Origin of the sequence: Dyella mobilis (genome assembly GCF_016904945.1) — a bacterium.
GTDB classification, from domain to species: Bacteria; Pseudomonadota; Gammaproteobacteria; order Xanthomonadales; family Rhodanobacteraceae; genus Dyella_B; species Dyella_B mobilis.
In genome coordinates, this window is record NZ_JADIKF010000038.1 from 1 (window position 1) to 24428 (window position 24428).

36 protein-coding genes and 1 tRNA gene are annotated in these 24428 nt (G+C 57.7%); 17 read left to right on the forward strand and 20 right to left on the reverse strand.

The features are described 5' to 3' along the window. Positions 1–218 precede the first annotated feature (218 nt). Both ISS99_RS07580 and ISS99_RS07585 read right to left on the reverse strand, forming a co-directional pair. Positions 219–620, reverse strand: coding sequence for a hypothetical protein (locus ISS99_RS07580; RefSeq protein WP_204631012.1), 402 nt, complete (start codon positions 618–620; stop codon positions 219–221). 67 nt (positions 621–687) lie between these two features. Further along, complete coding sequence (locus ISS99_RS07585) at positions 688–1071, reverse strand: SMI1/KNR4 family protein (protein ID WP_204631013.1); 384 nt, start codon at positions 1069–1071, stop codon at positions 688–690. 222 nt (positions 1072–1293) lie between these two features. Here ISS99_RS07585 and ISS99_RS23710 point away from each other — a divergent pair, with 222 nt between their 5' ends. Together ISS99_RS23710 and ISS99_RS07595 are read left to right on the forward strand one after the other, a co-directional pair. Further along, positions 1294–1602: a DUF3761 domain-containing protein gene (locus tag ISS99_RS23710; RefSeq protein WP_204631014.1), complete on the forward strand. Its 309-nt coding sequence runs from the start codon at positions 1294–1296 to the stop codon at positions 1600–1602. 304 nt (positions 1603–1906) lie between these two features. Next, on the forward strand, positions 1907–2329 hold the full coding sequence (locus tag ISS99_RS07595) for a hypothetical protein (protein WP_204631015.1): 423 nt from the start codon (positions 1907–1909) through the stop codon (positions 2327–2329). A gap of 229 nt (positions 2330–2558) precedes the next feature. On the opposite strand, the gene ISS99_RS07600 is transcribed toward ISS99_RS07595, so the two are convergent. Further along, positions 2559–2807 (reverse strand): hypothetical protein, encoded by a 249-nt coding sequence (locus tag ISS99_RS07600; protein WP_204631016.1) that lies wholly within the window; start codon positions 2805–2807, stop codon positions 2559–2561. Between ISS99_RS07600 and ISS99_RS07605 the strand changes: the two genes are divergently transcribed. Beyond that, positions 2806–3075: a hypothetical protein gene (locus ISS99_RS07605; RefSeq protein WP_204631017.1), complete on the forward strand. Its 270-nt coding sequence runs from the start codon at positions 2806–2808 to the stop codon at positions 3073–3075. The genes ISS99_RS07600 and ISS99_RS07605 overlap by 2 nt on opposite strands. 255 nt (positions 3076–3330) lie before the next feature. Then, positions 3331–3954: a hypothetical protein gene (locus ISS99_RS07610; protein WP_204631018.1), complete on the forward strand. Its 624-nt coding sequence runs from the start codon at positions 3331–3333 to the stop codon at positions 3952–3954. Between the two features lie 163 nt (positions 3955–4117). On the opposite strand, the gene ISS99_RS23780 is transcribed toward ISS99_RS07610, so the two are convergent. From ISS99_RS23780 to ISS99_RS07660, 11 genes are all read right to left on the reverse strand, one after another. After that, complete coding sequence (locus tag ISS99_RS23780) at positions 4118–4471, reverse strand: HGGxSTG domain-containing protein (protein ID WP_369418046.1); 354 nt, start codon at positions 4469–4471, stop codon at positions 4118–4120. Then, positions 4468–5073, reverse strand: a complete 606-nt coding sequence (locus ISS99_RS07615; protein WP_204631019.1) for a hypothetical protein — start codon at positions 5071–5073, stop codon at positions 4468–4470. Before ISS99_RS07615 ends, ISS99_RS23780 begins: the two co-directional genes overlap by 4 nt. Positions 5074–5075: 2 nt before the next feature. Next, positions 5076–6044 (reverse strand): hypothetical protein, encoded by a 969-nt coding sequence (locus tag ISS99_RS07620; RefSeq protein ID WP_204631020.1) that lies wholly within the window; start codon positions 6042–6044, stop codon positions 5076–5078. A gap of 1 nt (position 6045) precedes the next feature. Further along, the gene (locus ISS99_RS07625) at positions 6046–7995 is read right to left on the reverse strand and encodes a lytic transglycosylase domain-containing protein (protein ID WP_204631021.1); all 1950 of its coding nucleotides are present in this window, start codon (positions 7993–7995) and stop codon (positions 6046–6048) included. Between the two features lie 132 nt (positions 7996–8127). After that, complete coding sequence (locus tag ISS99_RS07630; protein ID WP_204631022.1) at positions 8128–8913, reverse strand: ATP-binding protein; 786 nt, start codon at positions 8911–8913, stop codon at positions 8128–8130. Continuing rightward, positions 8910–9614, reverse strand: a complete 705-nt coding sequence (locus ISS99_RS07635) for a helix-turn-helix domain-containing protein (protein WP_284343774.1) — start codon at positions 9612–9614, stop codon at positions 8910–8912. Before ISS99_RS07635 ends, ISS99_RS07630 begins: the two co-directional genes overlap by 4 nt. Then, complete coding sequence (locus ISS99_RS07640; protein ID WP_204631023.1) at positions 9611–9814, reverse strand: hypothetical protein; 204 nt, start codon at positions 9812–9814, stop codon at positions 9611–9613. Before ISS99_RS07640 ends, ISS99_RS07635 begins: the two co-directional genes overlap by 4 nt. Next, positions 9811–10044 carry a helix-turn-helix transcriptional regulator gene (locus ISS99_RS07645; RefSeq protein WP_204631024.1) on the reverse strand — a complete coding sequence of 78 codons (234 nt, stop codon included), beginning with the start codon at positions 10042–10044 and terminating at the stop codon, positions 9811–9813. The genes ISS99_RS07640 and ISS99_RS07645 overlap by 4 nt, the downstream gene beginning before the upstream one ends. A gap of 116 nt (positions 10045–10160) precedes the next feature. Next, positions 10161–10715 (reverse strand): hypothetical protein, encoded by a 555-nt coding sequence (locus ISS99_RS07650; RefSeq protein WP_204631025.1) that lies wholly within the window; start codon positions 10713–10715, stop codon positions 10161–10163. Positions 10716–10828: 113 nt separating this feature from the next. Next, positions 10829–11146: a hypothetical protein gene (locus ISS99_RS07655; protein WP_204631026.1), complete on the reverse strand. Its 318-nt coding sequence runs from the start codon at positions 11144–11146 to the stop codon at positions 10829–10831. A 61-nt stretch (positions 11147–11207) separates the two neighbouring features. Continuing rightward, positions 11208–11414: a hypothetical protein gene (locus ISS99_RS07660; protein ID WP_204631027.1), complete on the reverse strand. Its 207-nt coding sequence runs from the start codon at positions 11412–11414 to the stop codon at positions 11208–11210. A 317-nt stretch (positions 11415–11731) separates the two neighbouring features. On the opposite strand from ISS99_RS07660, the gene ISS99_RS07665 reads away from it, so the two are divergent. The 3 genes from ISS99_RS07665 to ISS99_RS07675 all read left to right on the forward strand — a co-directional run bounded on the left by ISS99_RS07665 (position 11732) and on the right by ISS99_RS07675 (position 14484). Then, positions 11732–12676 carry a toll/interleukin-1 receptor domain-containing protein gene (locus ISS99_RS07665; protein WP_204631028.1) on the forward strand — a complete coding sequence of 315 codons (945 nt, stop codon included), beginning with the start codon at positions 11732–11734 and terminating at the stop codon, positions 12674–12676. Positions 12677–12691: 15 nt separating this feature from the next. Then, positions 12692–12889 carry a helix-turn-helix domain-containing protein gene (locus tag ISS99_RS07670; protein WP_204631029.1) on the forward strand — a complete coding sequence of 66 codons (198 nt, stop codon included), beginning with the start codon at positions 12692–12694 and terminating at the stop codon, positions 12887–12889. 542 nt (positions 12890–13431) lie between these two features. Beyond that, positions 13432–14484, forward strand: a complete 1053-nt coding sequence (locus ISS99_RS07675) for an alpha/beta hydrolase (protein WP_204631030.1) — start codon at positions 13432–13434, stop codon at positions 14482–14484. 96 nt (positions 14485–14580) lie between these two features. Here ISS99_RS07675 and ISS99_RS07680 read toward each other — a convergent pair whose 3' ends face one another. Continuing rightward, positions 14581–14808, reverse strand: coding sequence for a hypothetical protein (locus tag ISS99_RS07680; RefSeq protein WP_204631031.1), 228 nt, complete (start codon positions 14806–14808; stop codon positions 14581–14583). 261 nt (positions 14809–15069) lie between these two features. Between ISS99_RS07680 and ISS99_RS07685 the strand changes: the two genes are divergently transcribed. After that, a complete protein-coding gene (locus tag ISS99_RS07685; protein ID WP_204631032.1) occupies positions 15070–15285 on the forward strand; it encodes a hypothetical protein in 216 nt (71 codons plus the stop codon). Between the two features lie 361 nt (positions 15286–15646). Further along, complete coding sequence (locus ISS99_RS07690; protein WP_204631033.1) at positions 15647–16042, forward strand: hypothetical protein; 396 nt, start codon at positions 15647–15649, stop codon at positions 16040–16042. A gap of 75 nt (positions 16043–16117) precedes the next feature. Here the strand turns inward: ISS99_RS07690 and ISS99_RS07695 are convergent, their stop codons facing one another. The 5 genes from ISS99_RS07695 to ISS99_RS07715 all read right to left on the reverse strand — a co-directional run bounded on the left by ISS99_RS07695 (position 16118) and on the right by ISS99_RS07715 (position 19167). Continuing rightward, complete coding sequence (locus ISS99_RS07695) at positions 16118–16297, reverse strand: hypothetical protein (protein WP_204631034.1); 180 nt, start codon at positions 16295–16297, stop codon at positions 16118–16120. A gap of 302 nt (positions 16298–16599) precedes the next feature. Continuing rightward, positions 16600–17064, reverse strand: a complete 465-nt coding sequence (locus ISS99_RS07700; protein WP_204631035.1) for a helix-turn-helix domain-containing protein — start codon at positions 17062–17064, stop codon at positions 16600–16602. 51 nt (positions 17065–17115) lie between these two features. Further along, the gene (locus ISS99_RS23785) at positions 17116–17451 is read right to left on the reverse strand and encodes a DUF4258 domain-containing protein (RefSeq protein ID WP_369418045.1); all 336 of its coding nucleotides are present in this window, start codon (positions 17449–17451) and stop codon (positions 17116–17118) included. A 207-nt stretch (positions 17452–17658) separates the two neighbouring features. After that, on the reverse strand, positions 17659–18927 hold the full coding sequence (locus ISS99_RS07710) for a tyrosine-type recombinase/integrase (RefSeq protein WP_204631037.1): 1269 nt from the start codon (positions 18925–18927) through the stop codon (positions 17659–17661). A 163-nt stretch (positions 18928–19090) separates the two neighbouring features. Next, positions 19091–19167, reverse strand: a tRNA-Met gene (locus ISS99_RS07715). 185 nt (positions 19168–19352) lie between these two features. On the opposite strand from ISS99_RS07715, the gene ISS99_RS07720 reads away from it, so the two are divergent. From ISS99_RS07720 to ISS99_RS07755, 8 genes are all read left to right on the forward strand, one after another. Continuing rightward, on the forward strand, positions 19353–19892 hold the full coding sequence (locus ISS99_RS07720; protein WP_204631038.1) for an RNA pyrophosphohydrolase: 540 nt from the start codon (positions 19353–19355) through the stop codon (positions 19890–19892). 23 nt (positions 19893–19915) lie between these two features. Then, the gene (locus ISS99_RS07725) at positions 19916–20152 is read left to right on the forward strand and encodes a (2Fe-2S)-binding protein (RefSeq protein WP_425490444.1); all 237 of its coding nucleotides are present in this window, start codon (positions 19916–19918) and stop codon (positions 20150–20152) included. Positions 20153–20288: 136 nt separating this feature from the next. After that, positions 20289–20759, forward strand: coding sequence for a bacterioferritin (gene bfr, locus ISS99_RS07730; protein WP_204631039.1), 471 nt, complete (start codon positions 20289–20291; stop codon positions 20757–20759). A 120-nt stretch (positions 20760–20879) separates the two neighbouring features. Beyond that, complete coding sequence (locus tag ISS99_RS07735) at positions 20880–21644, forward strand: DUF6776 family protein (RefSeq protein WP_204631040.1); 765 nt, start codon at positions 20880–20882, stop codon at positions 21642–21644. Further along, the gene (locus ISS99_RS07740) at positions 21631–22053 is read left to right on the forward strand and encodes a bactofilin family protein (RefSeq protein WP_204631041.1); all 423 of its coding nucleotides are present in this window, start codon (positions 21631–21633) and stop codon (positions 22051–22053) included. The genes ISS99_RS07735 and ISS99_RS07740 overlap by 14 nt, the downstream gene beginning before the upstream one ends. Positions 22054–22135: 82 nt before the next feature. Continuing rightward, on the forward strand, positions 22136–22504 hold the full coding sequence (erpA, locus tag ISS99_RS07745; protein ID WP_204631603.1) for an iron-sulfur cluster insertion protein ErpA: 369 nt from the start codon (positions 22136–22138) through the stop codon (positions 22502–22504). A gap of 16 nt (positions 22505–22520) precedes the next feature. Then, positions 22521–23480 (forward strand): NAD(+) diphosphatase, encoded by a 960-nt coding sequence (gene nudC, locus ISS99_RS07750; RefSeq protein WP_204631042.1) that lies wholly within the window; start codon positions 22521–22523, stop codon positions 23478–23480. Between the two features lie 67 nt (positions 23481–23547). Beyond that, the gene (locus ISS99_RS07755; protein ID WP_204631043.1) at positions 23548–24417 is read left to right on the forward strand and encodes a beta-lactamase induction protein; all 870 of its coding nucleotides are present in this window, start codon (positions 23548–23550) and stop codon (positions 24415–24417) included. Positions 24418–24428: the final 11 nt, after the last annotated feature.

Sequence of the window (24428 nt, forward strand, 5' to 3'; positions counted from 1 at the left end):
GCGAGCGCAGCATGCGCCTGCAATGCCTGATCCAGGACGGCGAACTGCAGCTCATCGCCGGCGACCTCACGCTGCCGATCCGTCCGGCTATCCGCAAGGGTGAGTACGCTGTCGCTTGAGAAAGTGCGCCTGCCCCGTTTTGAAACGTCCGCCGTGGGTTGCATTGACCCATTGAGATCGCAGTCGAAAGCGGACGTTGCCTCAACTACAGTCAGCTATCAATGGTCAACGATTTGAGGTTCGCCATCGCCCGTATCAGCCAATAGAACCAGCGGACCGCTGCTTTGGGCGAACTCACCTAGAACACGTTTGATGAGGCTTTCCCAACCCTTTTCAAAGCAGACTTCCTGAGGTAGATCGTCGCCCGTAAAGTTGTTGATGGTTAACAACGTCCAGGGGCCAGCGTCACGAGATTCTCGAGATTCGATGGATGCCTGCCATGTCGCATTCAGCCCGTTATCGCTTACGCTCACTGACAGGTCGCGTAAGCGGGAAAGGGCTGCCTTAATTTCGGCGCCGGTCGGGAATCGAGATGGCTTATCCGGATAGCCCACTCCGATCTCATCAAGCCAAGTCCGCATCTGATCGTCCAGCGGCCAAACAGTCCACAAGGTTCCCATTTTCCCTCTCCCTGTCTTCCAGCTCGCTGAGGTCCGCTATGGGTCGAAACGAGACAGTTCCAAATCTTCAAATCGCCTCGACGAGACGCAGAAATGCCGGGAAGTCGTCTGCTAGCGTCTCAACGCTTCCATCAGGATCGATTGGATCAAATGAAATGACAGGCCACGGCTGATTCCCTCGCATGTCGAAAGCCAACAGCTCCAGTCCGCCATTTCCCCCGAACACGAACACCCCTTCCATTGTGCAAACCCCGCTATGCCAAAAGGAAAGTGCGTCCTCTGCTGGATCAAGGACTAGAATCAGCGGCGGGGCCGCCAAACCGGCTTCGCCACCGTTTCCACGAGAGAGAAGGTCCAGATAGGAGGGAGGAAGAAGCGGCAGAGCTTCGCGCAGCGCGCTCAGCGCCTGCGGACTTGCCCCATTCTCTACGAGCCAGACTTCTTTGGTCATTTCCCCTCCCCTTGGCGATGACAACAGTGACCGCTTTGCCTCGAAAGCGCACGTTTCGAGAATATAGCGCGCAATTCTCCCTCAGCACGCGTGATCGCCACCAGCCGGCTGGCCAGCATCTACCGGAGTCGATGTTTATCCTGGCCGGAATCCACAATAAGGCGGATGATCTGGCAAAGCACTTGCTTCTGTCCTTCAGTTAAAGAACGGCCTAGGGGATATATGCGCATTCGGATTTGCCTGCTTTCATTGCTGGCGCTTGGCCTTAGCGCCACAGCGGTTGGCCAGGAGGTTCAACCAACCACTACTACGCAGCCGGCGCACAGCGTCACAAACGGCTCAACCCAGCTGATAGAACAGGGCGCTTACGTCAATAGGGACGGGGTGGTCGTGCATCGCCCAGCCCATACCGTGTCTGGAGCTGTCCCACCTGGTGCTTCTGCGCAGTGCCGGGACGGCAGCTATAGCTTTAGCCTCCATCACCGCGGCACCTGCTCGCATCATGGCGGTGTGTCGCAGTGGCTTAAATAAGCCAACCGATTTGTCTGGATGGATTCATCGCTTTGATCAACTGCCCGGATTGTGATCACAAAGTCAGCGATAACGCAGCAGCGTGCCCAAGCTGCGGAAGGATCATGCTGGCTTACAACGACCTAAATTTCCCCGGTCACACAAATCAGCGATAACTAACGTCGACACCTATTGCCGCACATTGATGGTCGATAACGGGTAACTCGTAGCCTACACCGGGTGCTTCCGATCGATCTATGATCGACCGACTTAGGTTCTTATCGTCAGATATCAGCGGCGATCACATAACGTCTAGGAGGGGCGCATGAAATTCACGTCATCACCACACGCTCGGATTCGCGAGCTGGAAGAGCAGCTCTATCTTGCACGGCGAACCGTTATCAAACTTACGGGCGAAACAACTAGCCAAGTTCTTTCACCGCCCTACAATCTAAAGTCGTGGCAAGAAGCCTATGACTGGTTCGAAAAGGTTATCGAGCAGGTCATTCACGAGGCCCCGATCATCCCTAAAGACCGTCGAACGGACTACGAATCTCTAGGGGAGAGAGCTATTTGCCCACTCTGTGGGGACAGTGCTCAGGACTACTACAACCCCACCAATGGTTTTGCGCATCCCGAAGGTCTTCGTCGGCACCTTGTTGGTTCACACAAAAGCACGCAATGTGAAGTTGCACGCGAAGCATTGCAACAAGCTAGGTACTTCGCGGATAAACAATCAACGGTTTAAGTAAAGCCTCTCAAGGCCACTCAACAGATTTGACCGACGTTGACGGCCCCATGGGCATGAACCGTGCGCCACTGCCATTGGCATCGGAGCTTGCTTGTTCCCTGTTACCCCACGCCGACGGACAGCGGAGGAAGCACTGAGAACTCACGATCCCTACCCTTTGCTTCGTCCACCTACTCGATGACGTCGAACACAACGCCTATCCGGAAGTACGCGGATGAGCAGTTACCTAATCGAACTCGTCCATGTCTTCCCATGCCGTGACCTTGGCGCCCTCCACCGCGGCGGCTTCACTCGGAAATCCTTCTCCAAGCGACAGGGAAATCGGGACGCCACCTTCGACCTGGTAGCTCTTCATGCGCCAGGTGCCGTGCGGGTCACGAATGACGGCGACCTCAAAAGGCAAGCCTTCGTGAACAACGGTGTGCCAGTGCTCGATCGTCCCATCCGGGTGTTGGATTTTGCGAGTAACCGACATGCGTGAATTCCTCATCCTGTTCTGCTCCCCTACCGTGAGGGCGATCAGTGCGCAATCAAGAATGCAACATGTCTTCCGCCGCTCGCGACGCAGCAATGACCGCCTGGCCTTCCGTATTGAAGACGCCAGGAACCGGACGCTCCCGGCCATCCTGAAGGCGAACACGCGCTTTCCAACCCCCACGTGGCCACCCTTCCGACAAGATCGCCGTGCAGAACTGTCCGGCTACCTCGAAACGACGCTCGATAGTGGAATCAGCCATGCGTGAGATCCCGATCCTGTTCTCTGTCCCCATGGTGAGGGCGATCCTGGAAGGTCGCAAGCTGCCACGCTTCAATGAGGGTAGATGCATGGGTATCTATTCGCATTGACTGCAGTGTTGCACGGTCAGACGCGGCCTTCAGGGGACGGCGAAGTTCCTGACACAGGAATCGAACTGTCCCCGCCACTCCACACATCTGCACTGGCTAACAGAATTGGAGGTAGCATCTGGCCTTCCAAACGTCAGCAAGGGGAAACCGCAATGAAGCTCTCGCTTATCGCATGCGCGCTCATTGGATGCTTGCTGGCCGCTGGCCTGGCGCACGCCGATGACAACGTCGACCAGCTCACACCCATGCCCCTCGGCAAGGTAATCAAAGTGCTACTGGCGCCAGCGGATCCGGATCTTCCTTGGTCCATGGGGGCCGGTGCTGATAGTTCGATTAAATGGCTATCGCAAGGAGTCCAGGATGAAGGATGCGGAGCCTACGCAACCTGTCGCCGGGGCGAAGCGCGAATTTCCGTGGGCGGGAAAGAACTAAAGAACCTTCGGCAAAAGATTGAGCCCGTGAGCTGGGAAATCTTCATCCATTCGTCTATGCCGGCGAAGTTTCCGCCGCAAGTGATTAGCCTGCAGCCACATTGCGATACCGTCGAGTGTGAGTTTTCAATCGACCATGAGCTGAAATCTGCGGGCTTCAAGGTCGACCCGGTTTGCCGGAACGAAGCCATGGGCCAGGCGGTTTCCGGAGCCCGCATTTCGATGCCAGGAAAAATCGCCTATCTCGCCTATTCGACAGGCCATGGAAGTGGTGGCGACAGCAATTCGCTTGATATTTTCCTGACGAACGGGCCGGCACCCAAAAATCTCTGCCAGATCGAATAACGCCCAACGTCACCAAGTGCATTCGCGCGCATTAGGGGGATTGGCATGTGGGACCCCGTACTCGGCCTGATCCCGACCCTCGCGCGCGTACGCGTGCGCGAAGTGGGTAGGAATGGCGCAAAGATGGGCTCCCTCCCCGTCCTCACGTCTCCTTAGACGATTCCTATATCTGTTCGATTGCCTTTGCCACCCGGTTCTTTAGCTTCCTGCGTGCCCGGAGGTCTTTCGCAGATGTGGCTTTACACGCTGGTGTTCCCAGGCCGGTCGGCGCCCCACCATGGACCTTGCAACGCCCGTTCGGATATACCCCTAGGGCACGACACGGACGGCCCGATTTAGTCCTGGTGTTGCACAAGCGAGGATCATCGCCGGCATAGTCAGCAGGAATACCTCGCTTCGTCTCGCCTGGGGCCGGGTTAGGCTTCTTGCGGAGGGTTTTCCAATATCGGAGATCGAAGCGCTCCTTTTGCCTCCCGTCATCCGCGGTCAAGCCTGCTGCAGCGGTCTCCCTGGTCATGACTGCGGCCCTCCCGTCTCAGTCGGCGTGCCCGTGCCTGGTGCATACAGGTGGGTATGGGTGTCAAACAGCACGCCGTCGATCGTCAGTCCGCTCCCGTTGAGGAGGACCGTTTTCCCGCCGAAGCTCATGGTGATTCCGTCGTCGTTGACGGTCAGGGAGGCGCTACCGCTCGATGTCCGGATGATGGCCCCATTTGGGCCCTCGATCTGAGCCGCGTCCTGGTCGATCGGCGGCGAGTTCTTGTTGCTGAGGGGCAGAAAGACAAGCGTGGCGAGATTGCCGCGGCGCCCCATGTTTGCGATGCCGGAGCCCATGCCGCTAACGCCGGCAAGGCTGACATCACCCGGAATCGTCACCCCTAAATCTCCCACCTGGGTGGGCATCCGCACCCACTGGCTTTCCGCCTTGGGTATGGTGATCTGGGGCAGGGTCCAGGGCGCGGAATCGACCTCGAACTTCACCGTTACCAGCGCTCCCTGCACGGCCACAACGCTACATGGCAGCGCACGACCGGTGCTCCGGATAGCCTGTTGTGCACGCTGGATTGCCGTGTCATTGAGACTTTGCTGAATCCAGAGTTTTGCCGAGTTGTTTGCCACGATCAGCCCCCTTCAAAACAATTGAATACGGTGGCCCAGTCCTCGCCTGAGGGAGACCGGGAATTGCCCAGGTGGCGCAGTTCGGTCACGGTGAAATTGTTTTGAAAGGCGCTCTGGTATTTAACGCTCGATGGCAAAGAGCTGCCGAGAGTGGTAACGAGTCCTGGGGCATTTTGGAATCCCTGCGGCATGGTGATGCGTGATCCGATCTGAAGGTCCGCGCGCATCACGGTTTTCATTTGCATCACCTTCGGCTGGATCCAGGTCGGCTGCCCAATCAGGTCCGTAAAAGCGATCTCAATAGGTGAGGGCTGGTAGGTCTTATCGAAGATGACGAACTTTCCCGCCTGCAGCGTAATCGTGACCTCTTGCTTGAAGACTGAGGCGGTCAGATCGCTTACGTACTGCGCCAGCTCTTCCAGCGTCGCGCAGAAATGAACCTCGGCGGTGTCGAAGACGAAGTTCTGGCCTATGTTGATGCTGACCGGAATATTGGGATAAGGAATCTTGAGCGTTGTTTTCAATGCGTCGATCAACGATTGACCTGGCAGCCAATTGACGACGAAGTTTCCCGGTAAATCGTTAGTGTATTGGGATGGATAAACCACCAATTCAAGCCGCATGTCCGTGCCTTGCCAGTTTCCATACGACTGAAAGACCTGACCTTTGAGAAGTAATCCGGCCTGGTTTGGATTCGCCAATGGGAGGCCCATCTTCATGCCGCCTGTGACGACGACTTCCATGCCAGCGAGCTGGTATGCCTGACTCAGATCCGTCAAAGGAACGCCGTGGATCGTTATGGCCTGTGCGCCGACGGGCGCCCCGTAGGCAGAGACAGGCATATCGAATTCCACCAGTGGCGCAGTGGGGTCATATTGACCATTCGGATGCGATGTCCAACGGCGAAAAGGTGTCGATCCACTGGTGGAAGTTCCGCTGGAATTGAATAGCGCTATGTCGTAATAACGCATCTCAGATCCCTCCTGAGTTCACGGAGGCCGCGATATCGGCGCCGGCTCTGTTAACAATGGTCACAGTCACGTTGGTGCCGGTCTGATTCGACCGCATCGTTTTGACAACCTTCTGGTAAAGGTTCTGGGTTTCCTGCGGCGAGTGGCTGAGCCAGTCCGGTCCGTTTTGCGCAACATCTTTATCGACAGCGCTCGGATTCCAATTCCAGGCGGCAAGCTCTTTCGCGAGATCGCCCTTGTAGCGCCGCTGCAGTTCCTCCAGCAGTTCTGCCGCCCCTAACGCGCTCTGACGCCAGTCGAATGGGTCGGTCATCCCAAGTGCCTTGGAAACTTCAGGCATGAGTTGAAATAACCCTTGCGCTCCCTTTTTCGAGACCGCCGATGCGTCGTAGCTGGATTCGTTGTAGGCAAGCGCATCCATGATTCCGGCCGGAAGCCCTTTTGCCATCTCAAGGCGTCGAAACAGTGCTTCGGCCTTGGCCCGGTCGATCACGTTCTTCGGTCCACCGGCGAAATCGGCCCCGTCGTCAAGAGCGCTGCTTGCGAGACTCCCGATTATTTTCGCGCCAACACTGTGCTGTTCAGCGACATCGCCGCTCTTCATAATGGAACCCAGGGCCAATTGCGCAGCGTTTCGCACAACATGATCGTATTCCTGCTTGCTGTAGTGCAGGAAATCCAGAGCGCGATCGACACCGTTCTCATCTTTCGGATTCTTGTGAGAGCCGCCGAGCGGGTCTTCAATGATGTCCCTGGCAGTTTGCAGATCAGATGCCGCCGGGAATTCCTTCTTGAGAAAGTCGACGACACTGGCCGTCGTATTGGCAAACTCCTTGATCGCGCTAGCTCCTGCATCGAGATCCTTCTTGAAGTCCTCAGAACCCAAGAAGCGCGCCGTATCGGACAGCGCATCCTTGATCTTGTTTAGGTTCTCCGGCTTCAGCACATCGTCGACAAGGATCTTCGCGTCGTCGCCAAGTGCATGAATGAAACCTGATAGCGCGCCGCTTCGATTCAACTCGGCGAGCTTGTCGGAAAAATCGGTCTCGAGCATTTGCCCCGCGAGCACCAATTGCCGCTTGAAGTCAAAAAGGGCATTCGTATCGTTGTCGTTGATATTGAGCTGGCGGCTGTCGTTCTGGTAATTCGTCAGCGCCGAGGTCAACTCGTCTTGCGACGCGGCGCCACTACGCTGGAACTGGGCCGTTCCCTGACCTAAGCCCTGGAACCATGGCTGCTGGCTGAGGAGCGGGCGCTGACCGGGTGACGTGCTATTCCAAAGATCGTGCTCACGCTGGGTCAGCTTTATCGCGATCGAGCCCGCATCCATGTCCATAACCTGCTGCGCAGTCAGGCCGGTCGCCATTGACAGGTAGGATCTCCCGAGAAAATCATTTTTTGCATTGGAAACCGTGTCCAACGTCGAGGCGTCCGAATACCCTCTGGAGACGACGTCGGTCCCAAAGGCCTTTAACTGACCGGTTGTCATTCCAAGGCCGCGTGCAAATTTTTGACTTTCGATAGCGCCGCCAGCGAGCTTGTCGATACCCCAAAAAGCGCCTGCGCTCGTGACTGCACCAATCACGTCGAGCTTCATCAGAAATTTGCCGAGATTGAATATGGTTCCGGCGAACTCCTTTGCCTCCTTGCCCATTTTTTTGAGCGTGATCTCGCCATCGGTCGATGCTGCAACAAAATCCTTCTGAGCGTCAGCAGCATTTTTGAGGTGATCGACCAAGTCCTTCGCATGCCGGCTGGCCTGACTCAAATTCTCAAGAAGCATTCCCGCTGCAGCGGCAATTGCTTCATGGCTCTTTTCGGCTTCCTGTGCCAACTCCTTCCATTCGTCAGGCATGTTCTCCAAATCGACACTGAACTCCTTCCACTGCTCGTAGAACACCTTAAAGCGTTCGTCGTCGATGTCTATGGAAAGGATTTTTTTGTTTGCCATGGATGTTTCCTTCTAATAGCGACGCATGTGATCTCTGCATTTAAAAAATGGCGCCATTCCGCCACGGAGAGATCAGCCATGTAATGGCGCCAGTTGCGAGATCGATTTTGGTTGTGTGCATGGAAGTCGAAATCACGATGCCCGCCTCGTGCGAAGCCCGGCTGGCTTGCGGCCGCTCTCCCAATCAAAGGCCAGGAAGGCAGCTTCCTCATTGAGCCTATCGAACAGACGCTCACCTACGACATCCTTCAGGGCGCCGCGGGGATGATTGGTTGCAATCACAACCGGGAGGTTGTTGGCATATCGGGTGTCGAGGACTTCAAACACCATTCGGTCGGTATGCTCCGTACTGCTGGCGCCCAGTTCGTCGAGTAAAAGCAGTGGAACCTTCGAATAGTGGTCAAATAGTTCGGGCTCAGAACGTTCCGCACTACGCTGATAGGTTGCGCGAAACTCCCTCCCCATTGAGGCCTGAGTGGTGTAATGCGACCGGAACCGTTGCTTGGCTAGCTCGACTGCGATGCAACAAAGAAGCATGGTTTTGCCCGTGCCAGGTACTCCTGAGAGCACTAGCCAACCGCGGTAGGTGTTGGTCGCCACGCGCGTCACGTATCGCTGGCATATCTCCAGAACTCGCTTCTGCTCCGGAAGCGACGTGTCGTAGTCGCCGAAGCTGACGCCTTTGTATCGAAGTGGCAGCCGGGCCCAATCGATATAGCCCTGCAAAATCTCACGCTGCCGGCGCTCTTCCTCCTCCCGATTCTTGGCGGCAGCTTGTTCAGCGCCGCATACGGGACACTCTGCCGGACGATCGAAATTAAATTCGACTCCATCGAGTGACTTGATCCGCTGCACTGTTTGGGCTCCATGCGTCTTGCATTGCACAGGCAGTTCGACCATCTGCATATCGAGGTTCATGCAGGACTCCTAAGCGATTCGGGAAGCTCTTCCTCGCGGGAGCTTTCGTAGTGGGCATTGGTGAACTGGTCGGTGACCGAGGGTCGGCGCGCATGTTGTTGCTGCGGTTGCACCGGGTCGTTCCAGCGTTCCTGGTTGAGATAGGTCCGCGCGTTGGGTACGTATCCACCCAACCAACGTTTGTCGCTTTCTCGCTTTGCCGAAATGTCGACCAGGATTGCGTCGGCGTATTGGTCGAGGTTCTCAGACAGCCAGAGTTCGGCGCATTGGCGCTTTTCGGTCTTCACCGGGTAGGCTGTCCAGAACTCGTCGAATCGAGTTCCTGACATATTTGGCGCACGTTTGCGCTGATGGTTGCTCTTAGTGGTGGTTAATGATGGTTCTTGATGGTTAGTGTCCGCCTGCCGGACTTCGTCGTCCGTCTCCCGGACTAGTTCACTAGGCGCATATGCCGCAGGGGTGACCGTATAGGAAGTCTTATAGCGGTTGCTTCGATCGGCCCTCAGTGCGCCGTGAGCCTCCAGCCATTTGATGGCGTCGATAACCGCGGTGCGACCAAAACACGTCCGATCACAAATCGTGGTCAATGAAGGCCAGCAGTACCCCACTTCGTTCGCCTTGTCGGCGAGCGAGATCAATACCGCTTTGGGCGTCGGCGGCATCTGGAGGGGCCAGCAGGCATTCATGACGGCATTACTCACGCCACGATCCCCGCGGATATCAGCGCTGCGCGTCGCTCGACAGTGAGCCGTTGGAACCCATCGGCCACCCGCTCCAGGTTGATCAGGGGCTGTTCCTGGAGCCCATGGGAGGCGATATGGTCAGCCAGGACGCCCATGCTGTGACAAGCCGCCAGCAGTTGGGCATCGACCTCGTCTAGCGGGCGATTGGCGCCGGTCATTGGACGGCCCCACCAGCCAGAGATTCCGCAAAGTTGATGACGTCATCACGGCGCCAAACAGTGACGCCCCGGGATAATTTCAAAGGTGCTGGTGCTTTTTGGGCCTTTACCCAAGCCCACCAGGTGGCGCTGGAGATTGGAAGGATTCCGATTTTTTCGGGTTTACCGGATTTGCGGGTCGTGACGATGTCGCCAACGCGCACGTATTGCTGAGTGGATTGTGCCTGCATGTGACCGCCCTCTAGCTGGATGGACGGTTACGGATTGCGCCGTGCCGTCCCCGATTGGTTTGGACGGTCTAGATATTGAACACAGAAAAGCTGCGATGCGAGGAAAAATAACCCCTTTATTTTTCCGATTTGGGGGGGCGGATCGGATCGATCGGTTTTAACTTCTTCATTGATTCCTTTGACACGCCGTACTTGTCCGAAATGATCTCGGAAGCTTGGTCTTTAGTCTTGCCCTCGGCCATGAGCTCACCCAACTGGAACGCAGCACCTGCATCCCGCCATTTCTTCATTTCTCGACGAGCATAACTCCCGGCCTTGGGCTTAGGCTTCCCAAAGAAAGCCTCTTCCAGCTCTACGTCGCCGGCTGCTTGCCGGTATGTGTTCCACACATCCAGGACTGTCAGCAGTAAATCAGGCGGTGGATAGAAGCCCTCCTCAACGTACTCGAAGAGCTGCGCGAGCGGCGGCTTGTTGTTGTGTGTCGAGCCGCGTAAAAGGTATCCCGCGTTTGCCTTGATGGAGGGGTCCGCCGACTCAAGAGCGTCCCATTGATCAACGAATCGCTCACGAGACGTGGCACTTGAGGGTTTCGGTCTATCGTCAATGGCCCTTTGCCAATCGTTTAGGCGCTGAAGCTGTTGCTCGACGGTGAGTGGCTCAACCTTTCCCACACTGCGCTCCTTCAAGCGCCCTTCAAATGGGAGCCGCGCCAGACGCCGAAGGTGGGCGTTGTTAGGGGATCAGCCTAGGCGCGGCATAAACCGGCTACACACAGCCTATCAAGTCATTTTGCGCTTTGCGTGTTGCGACGCACCCTCTCAAGATCGGCTCGAATCTCCTGGCAGAGGTTGTTTGCCATCTCAACGAAGTGGCGTATACCAAAGATCATTGATTGATCTTCAAGAGGGACATCGCTACTGAAGCCCAAAATGAGTTTATTGAGCATGGCCTCGACGGATTCGAGAAAACAGGAAGCATCGCTCGCCATAGCCTCTGCCGAGGTGTCTGACGACACGTTATAGGTTCCCGCGAACTGAAAAAATTTGCGAGCTTGATCCGCTTCTGCAGGGATAACCGCAATATTCTCTGGTCTCATGTTCATGGTCCACCTCTGAAAGATTTAGGGATTAGGTGTTTTTGATGATCGATAAGCGAAGGCTTCGTTAGAACCAGCCGTTGATCCGATTGGCCTCCGCGATCATGTCGCGAATGGCCCAGGCGGCGCTGGTTACAGTTCTGAAGTCACCGTCTGAGGCGGCGCCAGAGATAATCAGATCGAGAATTGCCTGGGCTTTGTCGAGTAGTGCAGCAGTCCGTTCCCTGACCTCGGCATCGTCGATGTCGATGGAGATGTTTGCTCCGGCGTTCATTTGTTGCCCTCCACGGTTTGTTGACCACCCTGCCATTGCGGCGAGGGTGGTGGACGTGCAGGAGTGAGAAACCGGCGACATAGGAAGCCGGCCAGCGGATGGCTGCCCTGCACGCCCACCGTAAAGCGGGCATAGCTCAACGGGCACAAAAAAAGCGCCGTAGGCGCTGTTGCGCCTATGTCAACTCAGGTTCTCACGCCTGGCCCCCGAATTGGCGGGGACGGATTTAGGGTGCGCCTGCTCTGACTGCTTGTCAATACTGTTGTTGGCCTATGCACATGCTAAATACTTCAAATAGCAATCAGAAGGGGAATCCAATGACGGCACCGAAGGTATTTGTCAGTCATGCAAGTGAGGACAAGGAACGGTTTGCAATTCCATTTGCGACTGCCCTGCGAGAACGTGGAGTTGATGCATGGGTGGACAAGTGGGAAATGCTGCCGGGCGATAGCCTGGTAGACAAAATCTTCGAAGAGGGACTGAAGGAGGCCGCTGCAGTTGTAATCATTCTTTCAAATGTGAGCGTTTCTAAACCTTGGGTACGAGAAGAGTTGAATGCCGCAGTGGTCAATAGAATCAGCCGCGGCACAAAGGTCATACCCGTTGTTCTCGACTCATGCGAAGTTCCGCAAGCATTGCGATCCTTGGTTTGGGAGCCAGTCAAAGACGTGCGGAACTTCAACGAATGCTTAGGGCGTGTAGTCGATTCGATATTTGGCCATAAAACTAAGCCCGCCCTCGGGAAGGCGCCATCATATGCGACAGCAACATCGCTGCCCCAAATCAATGGCATGACGCGAGCGGATGCGGCGGCATTGCAGCTACTGTTCGAAAAGTATTCGGCAGATTGTCACAACAGCTTCATTGACGCCAACACAATTACAGAAGCATCGACTAGATATGGCATCGGCACTGAGCTGCTTTCGGAAAGCTTTGAAATATTAGCCAGCCAGCATCTTGCCGAGATCATTCACTATCTCGGACCCGGTCCGTATCCCACGCGAATAACCACCTATGGCATTTCAAAAGTGCTCGGTTCCGAGGAAGGTCCCCTGATCCGCAAAGTCGGCTTCGCAATACTGAATGACAATGCAAAGGATGGCGCCACAATTGCACGCGTAGCCGAACTTTCACGTCCGCTTGTTGAACATGCAATTCATCGGCTGGAAGATGCTGGTCACATCAAAGTAGTGCGTGGACTTGGGGGAGAAACTCTGATTTTTGATACGAAGGCGACATTGCGACGCATATTGAGCACTTAATGGTGCGGAGGCACTATGCTCTTGATGACACCTCAACAATGGGCGGCGAAGTATTTCGACCAAGGTAGTCGACCGTCCGAGATCACCCTGCGCCGCTGGCTCAGCGACGGAAAGATCCCGGGCCGGAAGGTCGGCGGCTCTTGGTTCGTCGACGAGCATGCATGGCTCGCCGATGGCGATGAATTGGTGCTGCGCGTACTGGAGGATACCTAAAACGGTCTTCTTCGCAGGCACCAAAAAGTAAAGCCCCGGTTTTGCCGGGGCCTTGTACACGTCCTGTGCACGATGCCCCAATTGTCGGATCGCCACGTCCTGTAGCGCCTGACATCCGTGTCACCAGCCGAACGTCGGCGGGACTCACGGGGCATGGGCTTATTCTCCGTAACCTCGAGAGAGCGGGCTATCAGGCGCCGTCGCCATCTCTTGTAGGCGGATTCCTACAAAATGCTGCGGCCCTCTGTTGCAAGCACGCAACTCTACAGGGGGAATCGTGCCTTCAAACGGCACATACCGGGAACGGCGGCGCTGCATCAGGGGACGATTGGCGGCAAGGACGCCGCTCCGCGACGTACCCGCACAAAACGCGCGGAATGAAGCGCCTTTCGTGGCGGCGAAAAACGCACTTGTCAGCCGGCCATGCCCATGACGTTAAGCATGGGACGGCCGCAAAGCTGGTTTATACATTTACGCAAGCCCTCGCACGGCGCGTCACGAAGACAGCCACACGGGCAAACCATCTGGAGATTTCAGCGACCATGCGCCCTTATCGAGCTTCCTGGCTGATGCTTTTGTTGGCGTCGAGCATTTCGCCGTTGTACGCGCAGGCTACATCGAGCACAAAGCAACCCATTGTCGATGACTTCCGCTATACGCAAGCTCAGCAAATGGTCGAGGTGGCGCCTGGCCGGCGCCTAAATCTGTTGTGCATGGGACAAGGCTCGCCTACGGTAGTTTTCGATGCCGGCATGGGCGACGAAACCGCCGTATGGGGCTTCGTGCAGCCGGTGATCGCCAAGCTTACGCGCACCTGCTCCTATGACCGCGCGGGCATTGGATTCAGCGATCCGGCAACGCGCCCGGGGACCAGCGCCAACATCGTCGACGACCTGCACAACTTGCTGGTCCATGCACGCATCCCTGCACCCTATGTTCTGGTGGGGCATTCGTACGGCGGCCTGAATATGCTGCTGTTCGCCAGTCGGTATCGGTCAGAGGTGGTAGGCATGGTCGCGGTGGACCCCGCTAATGAACGGCAAGTCGACGCACTGCGCCAGGCGTTTCCCAACTATGACAAAAAGATGCTGTCCGGATGGATTGCGCAGCACCAAGCTTGCATCAAGCAATCCGAAATCGGATTCAAGCCAGGATCCGAACTGTATCAAAAGTGCATAACCAAGCCCGATCCCACCATGTCGGCCGCCATTAACGCGGCGTACGAAGCCAAATACGTCAAGCCGCCGTATCAGAAGGCATTGGCTTCCGAACTCGAAAGCGTGCGCGGCGGCATCAGCGATGAACAAGTTCGTGCTGCGCATCGAAATTTTGGCGACATGCCGCTCATCGTGCTTACGCGCTCGCTGGATCACGAGGCCAAGGCACCGCTCAGGGCAGACGAAACGAAGCGTTCGCGGCAGATACTTCTCGGCAACTGGATGCAGATGCACGACGAACTAGCTTCCCGCTCGACGCGTGGACAGAACCGGGTCATTGCCGACACCAGCCACTACATCCAGCTTGACCAGCCAGGTGCAGTCATCGCCGCCATCGAAGAAGTTTTGAAGGAAACCCCTTCGACCCAGACGCGTTGATGGGTCTATCTTTTCGCGGAGGGAAAATGCCAACGCCCAGTAGGTGGCGGCCATGTTTGTGACGCAATGTGGCCGTCCTAGGCGCGGCAAAACTGATCAGGCTTTTGCTTCTGCCTCATCGATCAGGCGTTGAGCATGTTGCTTTCCAATCTCTAACGCGTGATGGCTGGCTTCAATCAAGCCAGTAAAATACGTCTGAACAGTCTCGCGGTGGATCAGCTCCTCACCTAGCCTGATCACATACTCACCTTTCCATCCCCGATTCTGATCGGTGCAGGATCCAAGACTGCCTACATGATATGGGCCCACGATTGCTTCGGCCATAAATGCCCTCAAATCGCAATTTGGTGTTACGAACCTTACAGCTTCCGTGCCGATATTAGCGCCTGGCGAGCTTCACGGATCAGCCAATCTTCTCCATCTACTCGCGCACCGCACAATATGATTCTCCGCGGCCTACCGTCTGGCGCGTACAGGGGGAATCGTGCCTTCACCCTACATGTCTGCTTCGACCGGCGGCTCCGCAGTCACTTGCTACCCATCCGGAGGTAACCTTTCACTTGGTTACCGGGAGGAGAGTGGCTGATGCACGAAGTTCACGGCGAGCACATGGGCATCGCGTTTATCCACGAATACGACATAGATACCGACAGTCGGAAGGGGTGGATTCAACTCATCGAGCCACAGCACCTAGTGACCCAGGGGGCTGGCAGTGAAACGTGGGAGAAGGAAGCCCGCAAGCGTATCGAAGAGTGTCTTCGCGAAATCGATACCGAACCCGATGACGATTCGGAAGCTTAGGCCTTAACCCGCCTTACGCTGCCTTTTGCTACGCCACTCTTTCCGCCAGGCAGGCCAGCTTTCCTTCGCGTTCTTTTTGAGCAATTTGCGGCGAACAAACTGCCTTCTGATAAGCATGCACATGAGCACGAAGAGAACGAAAGCAGACTTCAGCGTTCCTTGCCATGTGATCGGACCGCTGCTTGCCAAAAGGATCATTCAACTTCCCTCAGTGCGAGTTAGTGAGTTGACGCTGAAGTAGGATAGAGCAGTGCCGCCGTGGGCAACCAAAATATCTAAAGTCATCAACCCGACTGCCGATAAGTAAGCTTCAAGGCCTAAGCTCTTGCGCTAGAGCCCCTAAATTTCTAGGAGGATACTCATGCGGGACTTCCATGCTGGTGGAGATATCAATGTGGGCGGTGACGTCTACATCCATGATCAGTCCATTGAACACAAACTCCTGATTCACTGCGCAAATGATGAATTGCATGCGGAACGCACGCATCGCAAGATGCTATTGCGCAATGAACGATTCGGAAAGGTAAAGCGGCTAGCCCTATTATGGTTGGTAGTAACGCTTTTGTTGTGCGCTGGAGCACTGTGGCTTTACTGGCATGGTCAAACAAATTTTTCCGCCCTTCTGCTAGGCGGTGGCGGCATAACCTGTGGCCTCGTGTCAGTTAAAACCTTCGAGCAGCCTACAGAGTTTGAAATGCGCCAAATCGCCGCCTTGAACGAAATCAAGCATATCCTGCGAGAGCGTGGAGCCGAGTAGTGCGATGCGCGCCAGCGGCACCGTGCCATTTATGCGGCACGGTCACCTTCTCCCTCTAATACGAAGCTTGGAAATTCAAAAAAACTTACTTTTCAAGTGCTCGTACATCCGGACGGATATCTCGGCAATCCGCTCATACGCTTTAATCAGATCCAAGCTCGGACCAACCTGCTCGAGCCGAGCGATATCATCTCGCGCCAGCTTCGACAAAGCATCTAACCTATCGAACTCTTTCTGCCATTCCTCTTCATGCATGCGCGCACATCTCCTCTGTGGATCGAATCTCATCTTGCAGGGTATCGATCACCAAGCTGTTTCGAATCCATTCTCTTGATGACGCCCAGATATTTGCCGCGTTGACGTCTGAGTTCCCTATTCTCACCGTGAGCATTGCTTTCTCGGCAGCCTCTAAGTCATTAGTCGCTTGAACGACCCGGGCTATTTCTATGTCCTGTCCTGCGGAGCCATCTTGCCTGACCTTCATCCAAATACGATATGTGTTCACGACATCCTCTCAGACATGAAAAACCCCGCCGGAGCGGGGTTAAAAAAACGGATTAAGCAGCGCGTTGTATCCAATGCCCATCATCTTTTTCAAATGCAATCTTTGCCTCCATAGCACGGGCCTCCCTATCTAGCGAATTAAAGAGCTGAATGAGCTTTCGCAATTCTGCGTTGCCGCTCATTTTTTCCTTTACCAACGCACGCAACAAAAGATCCGCATGTTGCGGTAGCGGCGTGCGCGCACGCTCCCACAACGAGACAGTCTGCTCGTCGACGTCAAGCATCTGCGCGACCTGACGTTGCGACATATCAAGCTCCTTCCTTAGGAACTTAAACGTCTTAGCATCGAGTGCCGATGCGGAATCAACTATTACCGAGGCGATCGCACAGTGCAGGCCCTCAATGTCCTCGATGGACACAACCTCATCCCCAGATTGAAGCGTACTCACCGTATAGCCATTTTGAAGGTAGACATTGTCCAGACCGCACCCCTTGTAGCGGTACAGGTTCGTCTCCATAACTCCTCTCTATTCTCTTCGATTCTGTGTGCGTAACTGCTTCTGACGTACTTAGTAGACGGTTATTACGACCACCGCTTGTCCCATCAGATCCGTATCAATTGCGCCGCCCACTGTCACTAACTGCCCGGCCGTATCTGCCCTCATGGTGAAATACCAGTTTTGATACTTGCTCCACTCGGGCCCACGGATGACTTCTCCACGAAGTAACACATGCCGGACCTGTCGCATGCTGATCTCGCGTTCCTCCATGCGCGTATATGCATGCTCTCGAGCGACGATCCTTCCACCCTGATCCAAGAGTTCCCGGATCAGGGCTACGAGCTCATCGGGCGTAAGTGAAGAGGGCAAACCACTTCGCCCGGGAAATGGGACTACGTCTGCCATGACCCATAGTATTTATGGGTATCGACCGTATTTGCAAGGCCTAAAGTCACGGTTTTCGAAACACCTTCAGCAGCCATATGCAGTCAATAGAGCGCCATGCCATCTCATCCGAGATGAGCGCCACTTTCCCCCCACAACATCTATGGAAAGGCCAGACAAGGGGGCGGCATAGGTGCCGTTAGCCTATGTACTCTGCGATTTTCACGGCTATTCGACGCTCGTTTTGGCGCGCCCGCCCTGATGGCCTGCTAACAGTACGATCTCGTCGCCTAGCTTTAACCCGTCAAGGTAGTCAGCCCATGCCCGCATGATCTTCCTACGCTCTGGCAGGTGCTGGGCCTTGTTGTAAACGCCCGCCACGCCGGGCTCCTTGTGAGAGAGCTGGCGCTCCAATGCCTCAGCACTCCACCCCATCTCTCCAAGCAGCGTACGGGCCATGTGGCGAAACCCATGCCCCGTGATGATGCCCTTATACCCAATACGAGCCAGAGCTGCATTGATGGCCCCATCCGACATGTGGCGCCTGGGATCACGCCCGCCGGGGAAGAGGTACTTCCCGTGGCCGGTTAGCTGGCGCAGCTCTCGGAGGATATCCAGCGCCTGCTTGGAGAGTGGGACGATGTGAGGCGGCGTCTGCGGGCTCTCCTTGGCTGCCTTCTTCAGCTTTCGGTTCGCCGGTGGCACCGTGTAGGTCGGGTGCTCGCCGTCCAGGTCAAAGTGGGACCATTCCGCCATGCGGATCTCGCCAGGTCGACAGAACCAAAGGGGCGCCAGCTGCAGGGCGCACTTCACGGGGAAGGTGCCGGTGAATCCGTCGATCGCGCGCATGAGATCGCCAACCTGCTTCGGGTCGGTAATGGTCGGGTGGTTCTTGGGATTCCGCGCAGGCAGGGTGTCCCGTAGGTCCGCGGCAGGGTCGCGGCTGGCGCGCTCGGTGGCCACGGCAAAGCGGAACACCCGACTGAGCTGGTGCCGAAGCCGATGGGCCTGCTCTATATGCCCCTGCTTCACCAGATGCGCCAGCAAGGGGCGGATCTCGGCCACGCCGATCGCAGCAATGGGTGCGGCGCCAATCCGCGGGAAGGCGTGATTCTCCAGGCGGAGGCGCTCCTTATCGAACTGCCCAGGGGTCCACTCCGGCTGCTTCACCTCGAGCCACTCTCTGGCGATCACCTCAAAGCTATTGGCGGCCCGCTCGGCACCGGCCACCTTCTCCGCCTTACGCTGAGCACCAGGGTCGGTCCGGAGCGCCACCAGCTTGCGCGCAGCATCCCGTTTCTCTCGAGCCTCGGCCAACCCAGTGTCGGGGTAGGTGCCCATGCTCAGCGTCTTGCGCCTACCCGCAAAACGGTAGTCAAAACGCCACCAGCGCGAGCCGTTGGGACTCACCAAAAGATAGAGGCCGTCGCCGTCTGTCATCTTGTACGGCTTGTCCGTTGGCTTGGCTTTGCGGATTGCAGTGTCGGTAAGCGCCATGACGGTAACACCCCTGACGGTAAGTCCTGTTACCGTCAAACCTACCGTCACCAGATGGTGGATTTCAATGGACGACGCTGGACGGCATGAGACAACGCATCGCCCGAAACCCTTGGTACATCTGGGTTTTTCGGACTTGTATGGACGGGGATGGATGCGTATATGGTGGCTATGGGTGGACTCGAACCACCGACCCCAGCATTATGAGTGCTGTGCTCTAACCGGCTGAGCTACATAGCCTTGAGGGTCTCGCCGCCTAGGAGCCGGATCGGCTGGATTCAGGCGGGGCGCGGCAGTGTAATAGTCTGGCCCCTGCGGTTCAAGTGGTTCGCTTGCTCCCGCTTTGTAGGCTGTGGTTGAATCGATCCCGGGTTACATGCGCTATTCCCCCGGCGGAATGCGCCTACGTGATCCGAGGAGGTTGGATGATCGACGTTGATGGCTACCGTCCGAATGTTGGCATCGTGCTGCTCAATGCAGACGGCCGGCTGTTCTGGGCGCGCCGTATCCATCGCGACGGCTGGCAGTTCCCGCAAGGCGGCATGCGCAGCGACGAAACGCCGCTTGAGGCCATGTATAGGGAGCTGGAAGAAGAAACCGGCCTTTCGCCCCAGCACGTCGAGGTACTGGGCAGTACCCGCGGCTGGCTGCGCTACAAGCTTCCCAGCCGCTATATCCGCCACCACCAGCAACCGACCTGCATCGGCCAGAAGCAGGTGTGGTTCCTGCTGAAGCTGGTCGGCGGCGAGGATGCATTGCGCCTGGATGCCTGCGACAAGCCGGAATTCGACCTCTGGCGCTGGGTGGATTTCTGGTACCCGGCCGCCCACGTGGTGAATTTCAAGCGTGACGTCTACCACCGCGCCTTGCGCCATTTCGCCCCGCTGGTGGAAACCATCCTGAGCATCGAGCTGGGCCCCCGGCCGCAACCGCGGAACAACCGGGGCCGGCAGCAGGCGGCCTGACTCCCCCGTTCAGCGAACACTTATTGACAATCATTCGCATTCGCGTTGAAATGCGGGCCATGTACATCTGTCTGTGCAACGCCATTACCGATCACGACATTCGCCGCGCCGCGACGGAAGGCGTGCGGACTTTCCCGGAACTGCAGGCGCGCACCGGCTGCTCGGACTGTTGCGGCTGCTGCGAAGCCGAAGCACGCAGCACGCTGGATGCTGCCGTGGCACAGGTCGCGCTCGATCTGCCTATCCTGGTCGCCGCCTGATTCCACCCAAAGCTTTTCAAGAGACGCCTCCGGCCTTTCCCGGTGGCGTTTTCGTATCCGCCAATAGTCCGCATTGACGCCCGTCCGTACCCAGAATCCGTATAGTGCTATTTCAGCCAACGTACGGAGAGCAGCCATGAAGGGCGACGCCAAGGTCATCGAGTTCCTCAACAAGGTGCTCTACAACGAACTGACGGCCATCAATCAGTATTTCCTGCATGCCCGCATGTTCAAGAACTGGGGCTATCAGGAATTGGCCGAACACGAATACAAGGAATCCATCGACGAGATGAAACACGCCGATCGCCTGATCGAGCGCATCCTGTTCCTGGAAGGCCTGCCCAATCTGCAGCACCTGGGCAAGCTGCGTATCGGCGAGAACGCGCTCGAATGCATCCAGGGCGATCTCGACCTGGAAATGGCGGCAACGATAGATCTGCGCCAAGGCATCGCATATTGCGAGAGCGTCGCCGACTACATCAGCCGTGACATGTTCAAAATCATTCTTCACGACGAAGAAGAGCACATCGATTGGCTGGAGACCCAGCTCAGCCTGGTCAAGGACATCGGCTCGGAGCGCTATCTGCAGTCGAAGATGGAAAGTTAACGTTAAGAAAAAGCCCGCCCGCAGCGCAGCAAAGCGACTGCGGGCACAAAGCGCGGGAAGATTCCTTGACGGTGTCGTTGCCAGCGGGCTATATCCTCGGCTTTTCCGAAACGGCCGCCCATGCCTTCCCGCCCACCACCGCGCTACGTCGTACGCCCGCACGACGCCGCCAGCCAGCGGCGCTATCTGCTGTGGTTGGGGCTTGCCTGGCTTGGCAGCGTGCTGCTGGTCGCGGTGATCGTCGCGTTCGCCGTGGGTGAATGGAAAGGCGTCGTGCCGCGCATCGCCGACCGGCGCCATTTGCGCGAACTCACCACGCAAAACGAAGACCTCAAGCAGCAGGTCGCCAATCTGCAGCGCTCCCAGCAAGTCACCGACGTTGCCACCAAAGCTTTGCGCGAAACCATCTCGCAGCGCGACGAGGAAATCAGCGGCTTGCGCGCGGATCTCAGTTTCTATTCGCGCCTGGTCGGCGGCGACGCGCAGCGCGAAGGATTGAAAGTGCAGGAAGTGTCGCTGCAACCGGTGCCGCACTCGCAAGCGTGGAACCTCGCCATCAGCCTCACGCAGAACATCAAGCGCGACGACGACACCAGCGGAACCACCACGATCAGCGTGGAAGGCTTGCGCAACAACAAGGTAGAGCAGCTCGACTGGTCCACGTTGGGCGATGCCTCCGAAAAAGCCGGAATCCCCTTTCGATTTCGGTATTTCCAACAGCTTCACGCCACCATTGCGCTGCCGTCCGATTTTCAGCCGACGCGTCTGCATGTCACAGTCCAGCCGGAAAATGGCGATCCAGTCAGCCGCGCCGTAGCCTGGAACGACGCCTTATCCAGCCCAACGACCAACAACCAGGGGGACACCACCGATGCTCAGCCGTAAACGCAACGAATCGGCACCCAGAAACGCCGAAACCAGCCTGATCGCGCACGGCACGATCATCCGCGGCGATGTCCGCTTCACCGGCACGCTGCACCTGGATGGCCGCATCGAGGGTTCGGTGCTGGGCGAAGGCTCCAGTGCTGTATTCACCCTGAGCGAGCACGGCCAGGTGCAGGGCGAGGTGCGCGTGCCGCACGCCATGATCAACGGCCAGGTCACCGGCGACATCTACGCCAGCGAGCGGCTGGAACTGGCCGCGCAGGCCCGCATAGTCGGCGACGTTCGCTACAACTCGCTGGAAATGGCAGCCGGCGCACAAGTGAACGGCCGCATGGCGCACCAGGGTGAAGATCACGTCCAACGCGAACTGCCGGCCCCGGAAGTACGCTCGGAAGCCGCGACCGCCTGAATCGGGCGCGGCGGGACCCGGCGGGCCGGGGCCGGCTGCTGATATGCTTGACTCCGCCCCGCATCAACCCCATTTCCGCGCCATGGAAACCATCGTCGCAATCCCCGATTACCGCCAGGCCGGCGCTCCGCTGGTCTTTACCGAAGCTGCCGCACGCAAGGTGCACGAGCTCATTCAGGAAGAAGGCAACCCTGAGCTGAAGCTGCGCGTGTACATCACCGGCGGCGGCTGCTCGGGCTTCCAGTACGGCTTCACCTTCGACGAGGCACGCGCCGAAGACGACTTCGCGCTGGATCGCGAAGGCGTCACCCTGCTGGTCGATCCGCTGTCGCTGCAATACCTCACCGGTGCCGAAATCGACTACACCGAGAACCTCAGCGGCTCGCAATTCGTCATCCGCAACCCCAACGCCAAGACCACCTGCGGCTGCGGTTCGTCGTTCTCCACCTGAGCGGCGACCGACACGGATGGCTTCGACGAACCTCAACACCTTCGCCGGACTCAGCCTGATCCTCGATCGCGTTTCCGAACAGCGCGACGCTGGCGACTGGGTCACTGAGCAAGCCGGAGCCCGGAACGCCCGGTATCTATTGCTCGATCCTTCCGGCGATGCCTACCTGCATCGCCACGAAGAAGCCTTGCGCTGGCTGGATGCCGCCGAGCGCGAACTGCTGCTGCCCGACGCATCGTGGAGCCTGCTCGGCATTGCCGACGGGCAGCCGCATTTCATGCTGTTGCTGGATGAGCACCACGACCACGTCTCGCTGGAATCGGCCCTCGATGCCCGCCGCATGAGCCTGCGCGAAGCCGGCTTGCGCCTGGCCGCCCCGGAGGCAGGGTTGTTCGCCTACGCCAAAGGACTGGCCCATTGGCAGCGCGAAACGCAGTTCTGCGCGCGCTGCGGCTCGCCCTTGCAACTGGTGTCGTCGGGACATCGCGCCCAATGCACCAACGCAGCGTGCGGCCGGCTCCACTTTCCGCGCACGGACGCGGCGATCATCGTCATCGTCGAATACGAGGGTGCTTGCCTGCTCGGCCGGCAAGCAGGCTGGCCGGCGGGCCGCTACTCCACGCTCGCCGGCTTCATCGAACCCGGCGAAGCGCTGGAAGATGCCGTACGCCGCGAAGTCGCCGAAGAATCCGGCGTCATCGTCGGCGACGTGCATTACCACTCATCGCAACCGTGGCCCCTGCCCGCTTCGCTGATGGTGGGCTTTACCGCGAACGCCATTTCGCCGGCCATCCGCTTGCGCGACGGCGAACTGGAAGATGCACGCTGGTTCACGCCGCGGCAGATCGTCGACGGTCTGGCCGACGGCAGCCTGGGTACGCCGAGCCGACTCTCCGTGTCCTACCAGTTGCTCTCGCACTGGTTGCGCGAACGCGCGGGGCTGGACCTGGACGCGCTGGTCGAGCGCGCGCACTGACTTCGATGGGGCCTGAACAGGCCCCCTTCGCTCGCTTACAATGCGTCATCTTTCGGAGTCCGCCTTCATGGCCATTCGCCTGCTTGCCGCGCTTGTCGCCCTGGGATTGCTGCATCTGCAGCCACAACTAGCGCATTGGCGCGGCGATGCCGGCTTTCGTCGCTGGGTGGCCCAATTGGCCGATACGCGCGGCAGCGCACGCGTGCTGCTGACCGTGCTCGCGCCGATCGCCGCTTGCGCGCTGGTCGCGTGGATCCTGCACGGCCTTCCGCTGGCGGCGCTGCTGCAACTGGTGTTCGGTCTGGCGGTCCTGCTGTTTTCCTTTGGACCGCACGCCTTTGAAGCGGACATCGAAGCCATTCTCAAAGCGCCCGACCAGCAGCGCCGCGAATCCGCCGCGCAAGCGCTGTGCGACGACTGCGAAACCGTCGCCTGGACTACCGCCGACCTGGGCGAAGCCACTGCCTATGCAGCCCTGCGCCGCCGTTTCGGCGTGATCTTCTGGTTTTTCCTGCTCGGCCCGACCGGCGCGCTGCTGTATCGGCTGGCACGACAACTGGGCCACGACAGTTCGCTGGCGCTGGACGCAGACGCCCGCACCTATGCACGCTACCTGGCCAACGGCCTGGACTGGCTGCCCGCTCAATTGATGGTGTTCACCCTTGCACTGGTCGGCCATTGGGATGCCGTCATCGGCGCATGGCGCCGCTGGCACCAGCAGGCCGCGCCCAACAGCTGGTATCTGTCCAATCCCGGCTTCCTCGGCGCCGCGGCGCGCGCCGATGTCCTCACCGATATCGAGGGCGGCGACGGCTACGCCGAAGAGCGTACCGATCCGCTACGCGAATTGCGCCGCCTGCGCGATGCATTGCTGCGCGCCCTGCTCACCTGGCTGAGCATAGTGGCCTTGATTGTCGTGGGCGGCTGGCTGCACTAGGGCCTGTTAGC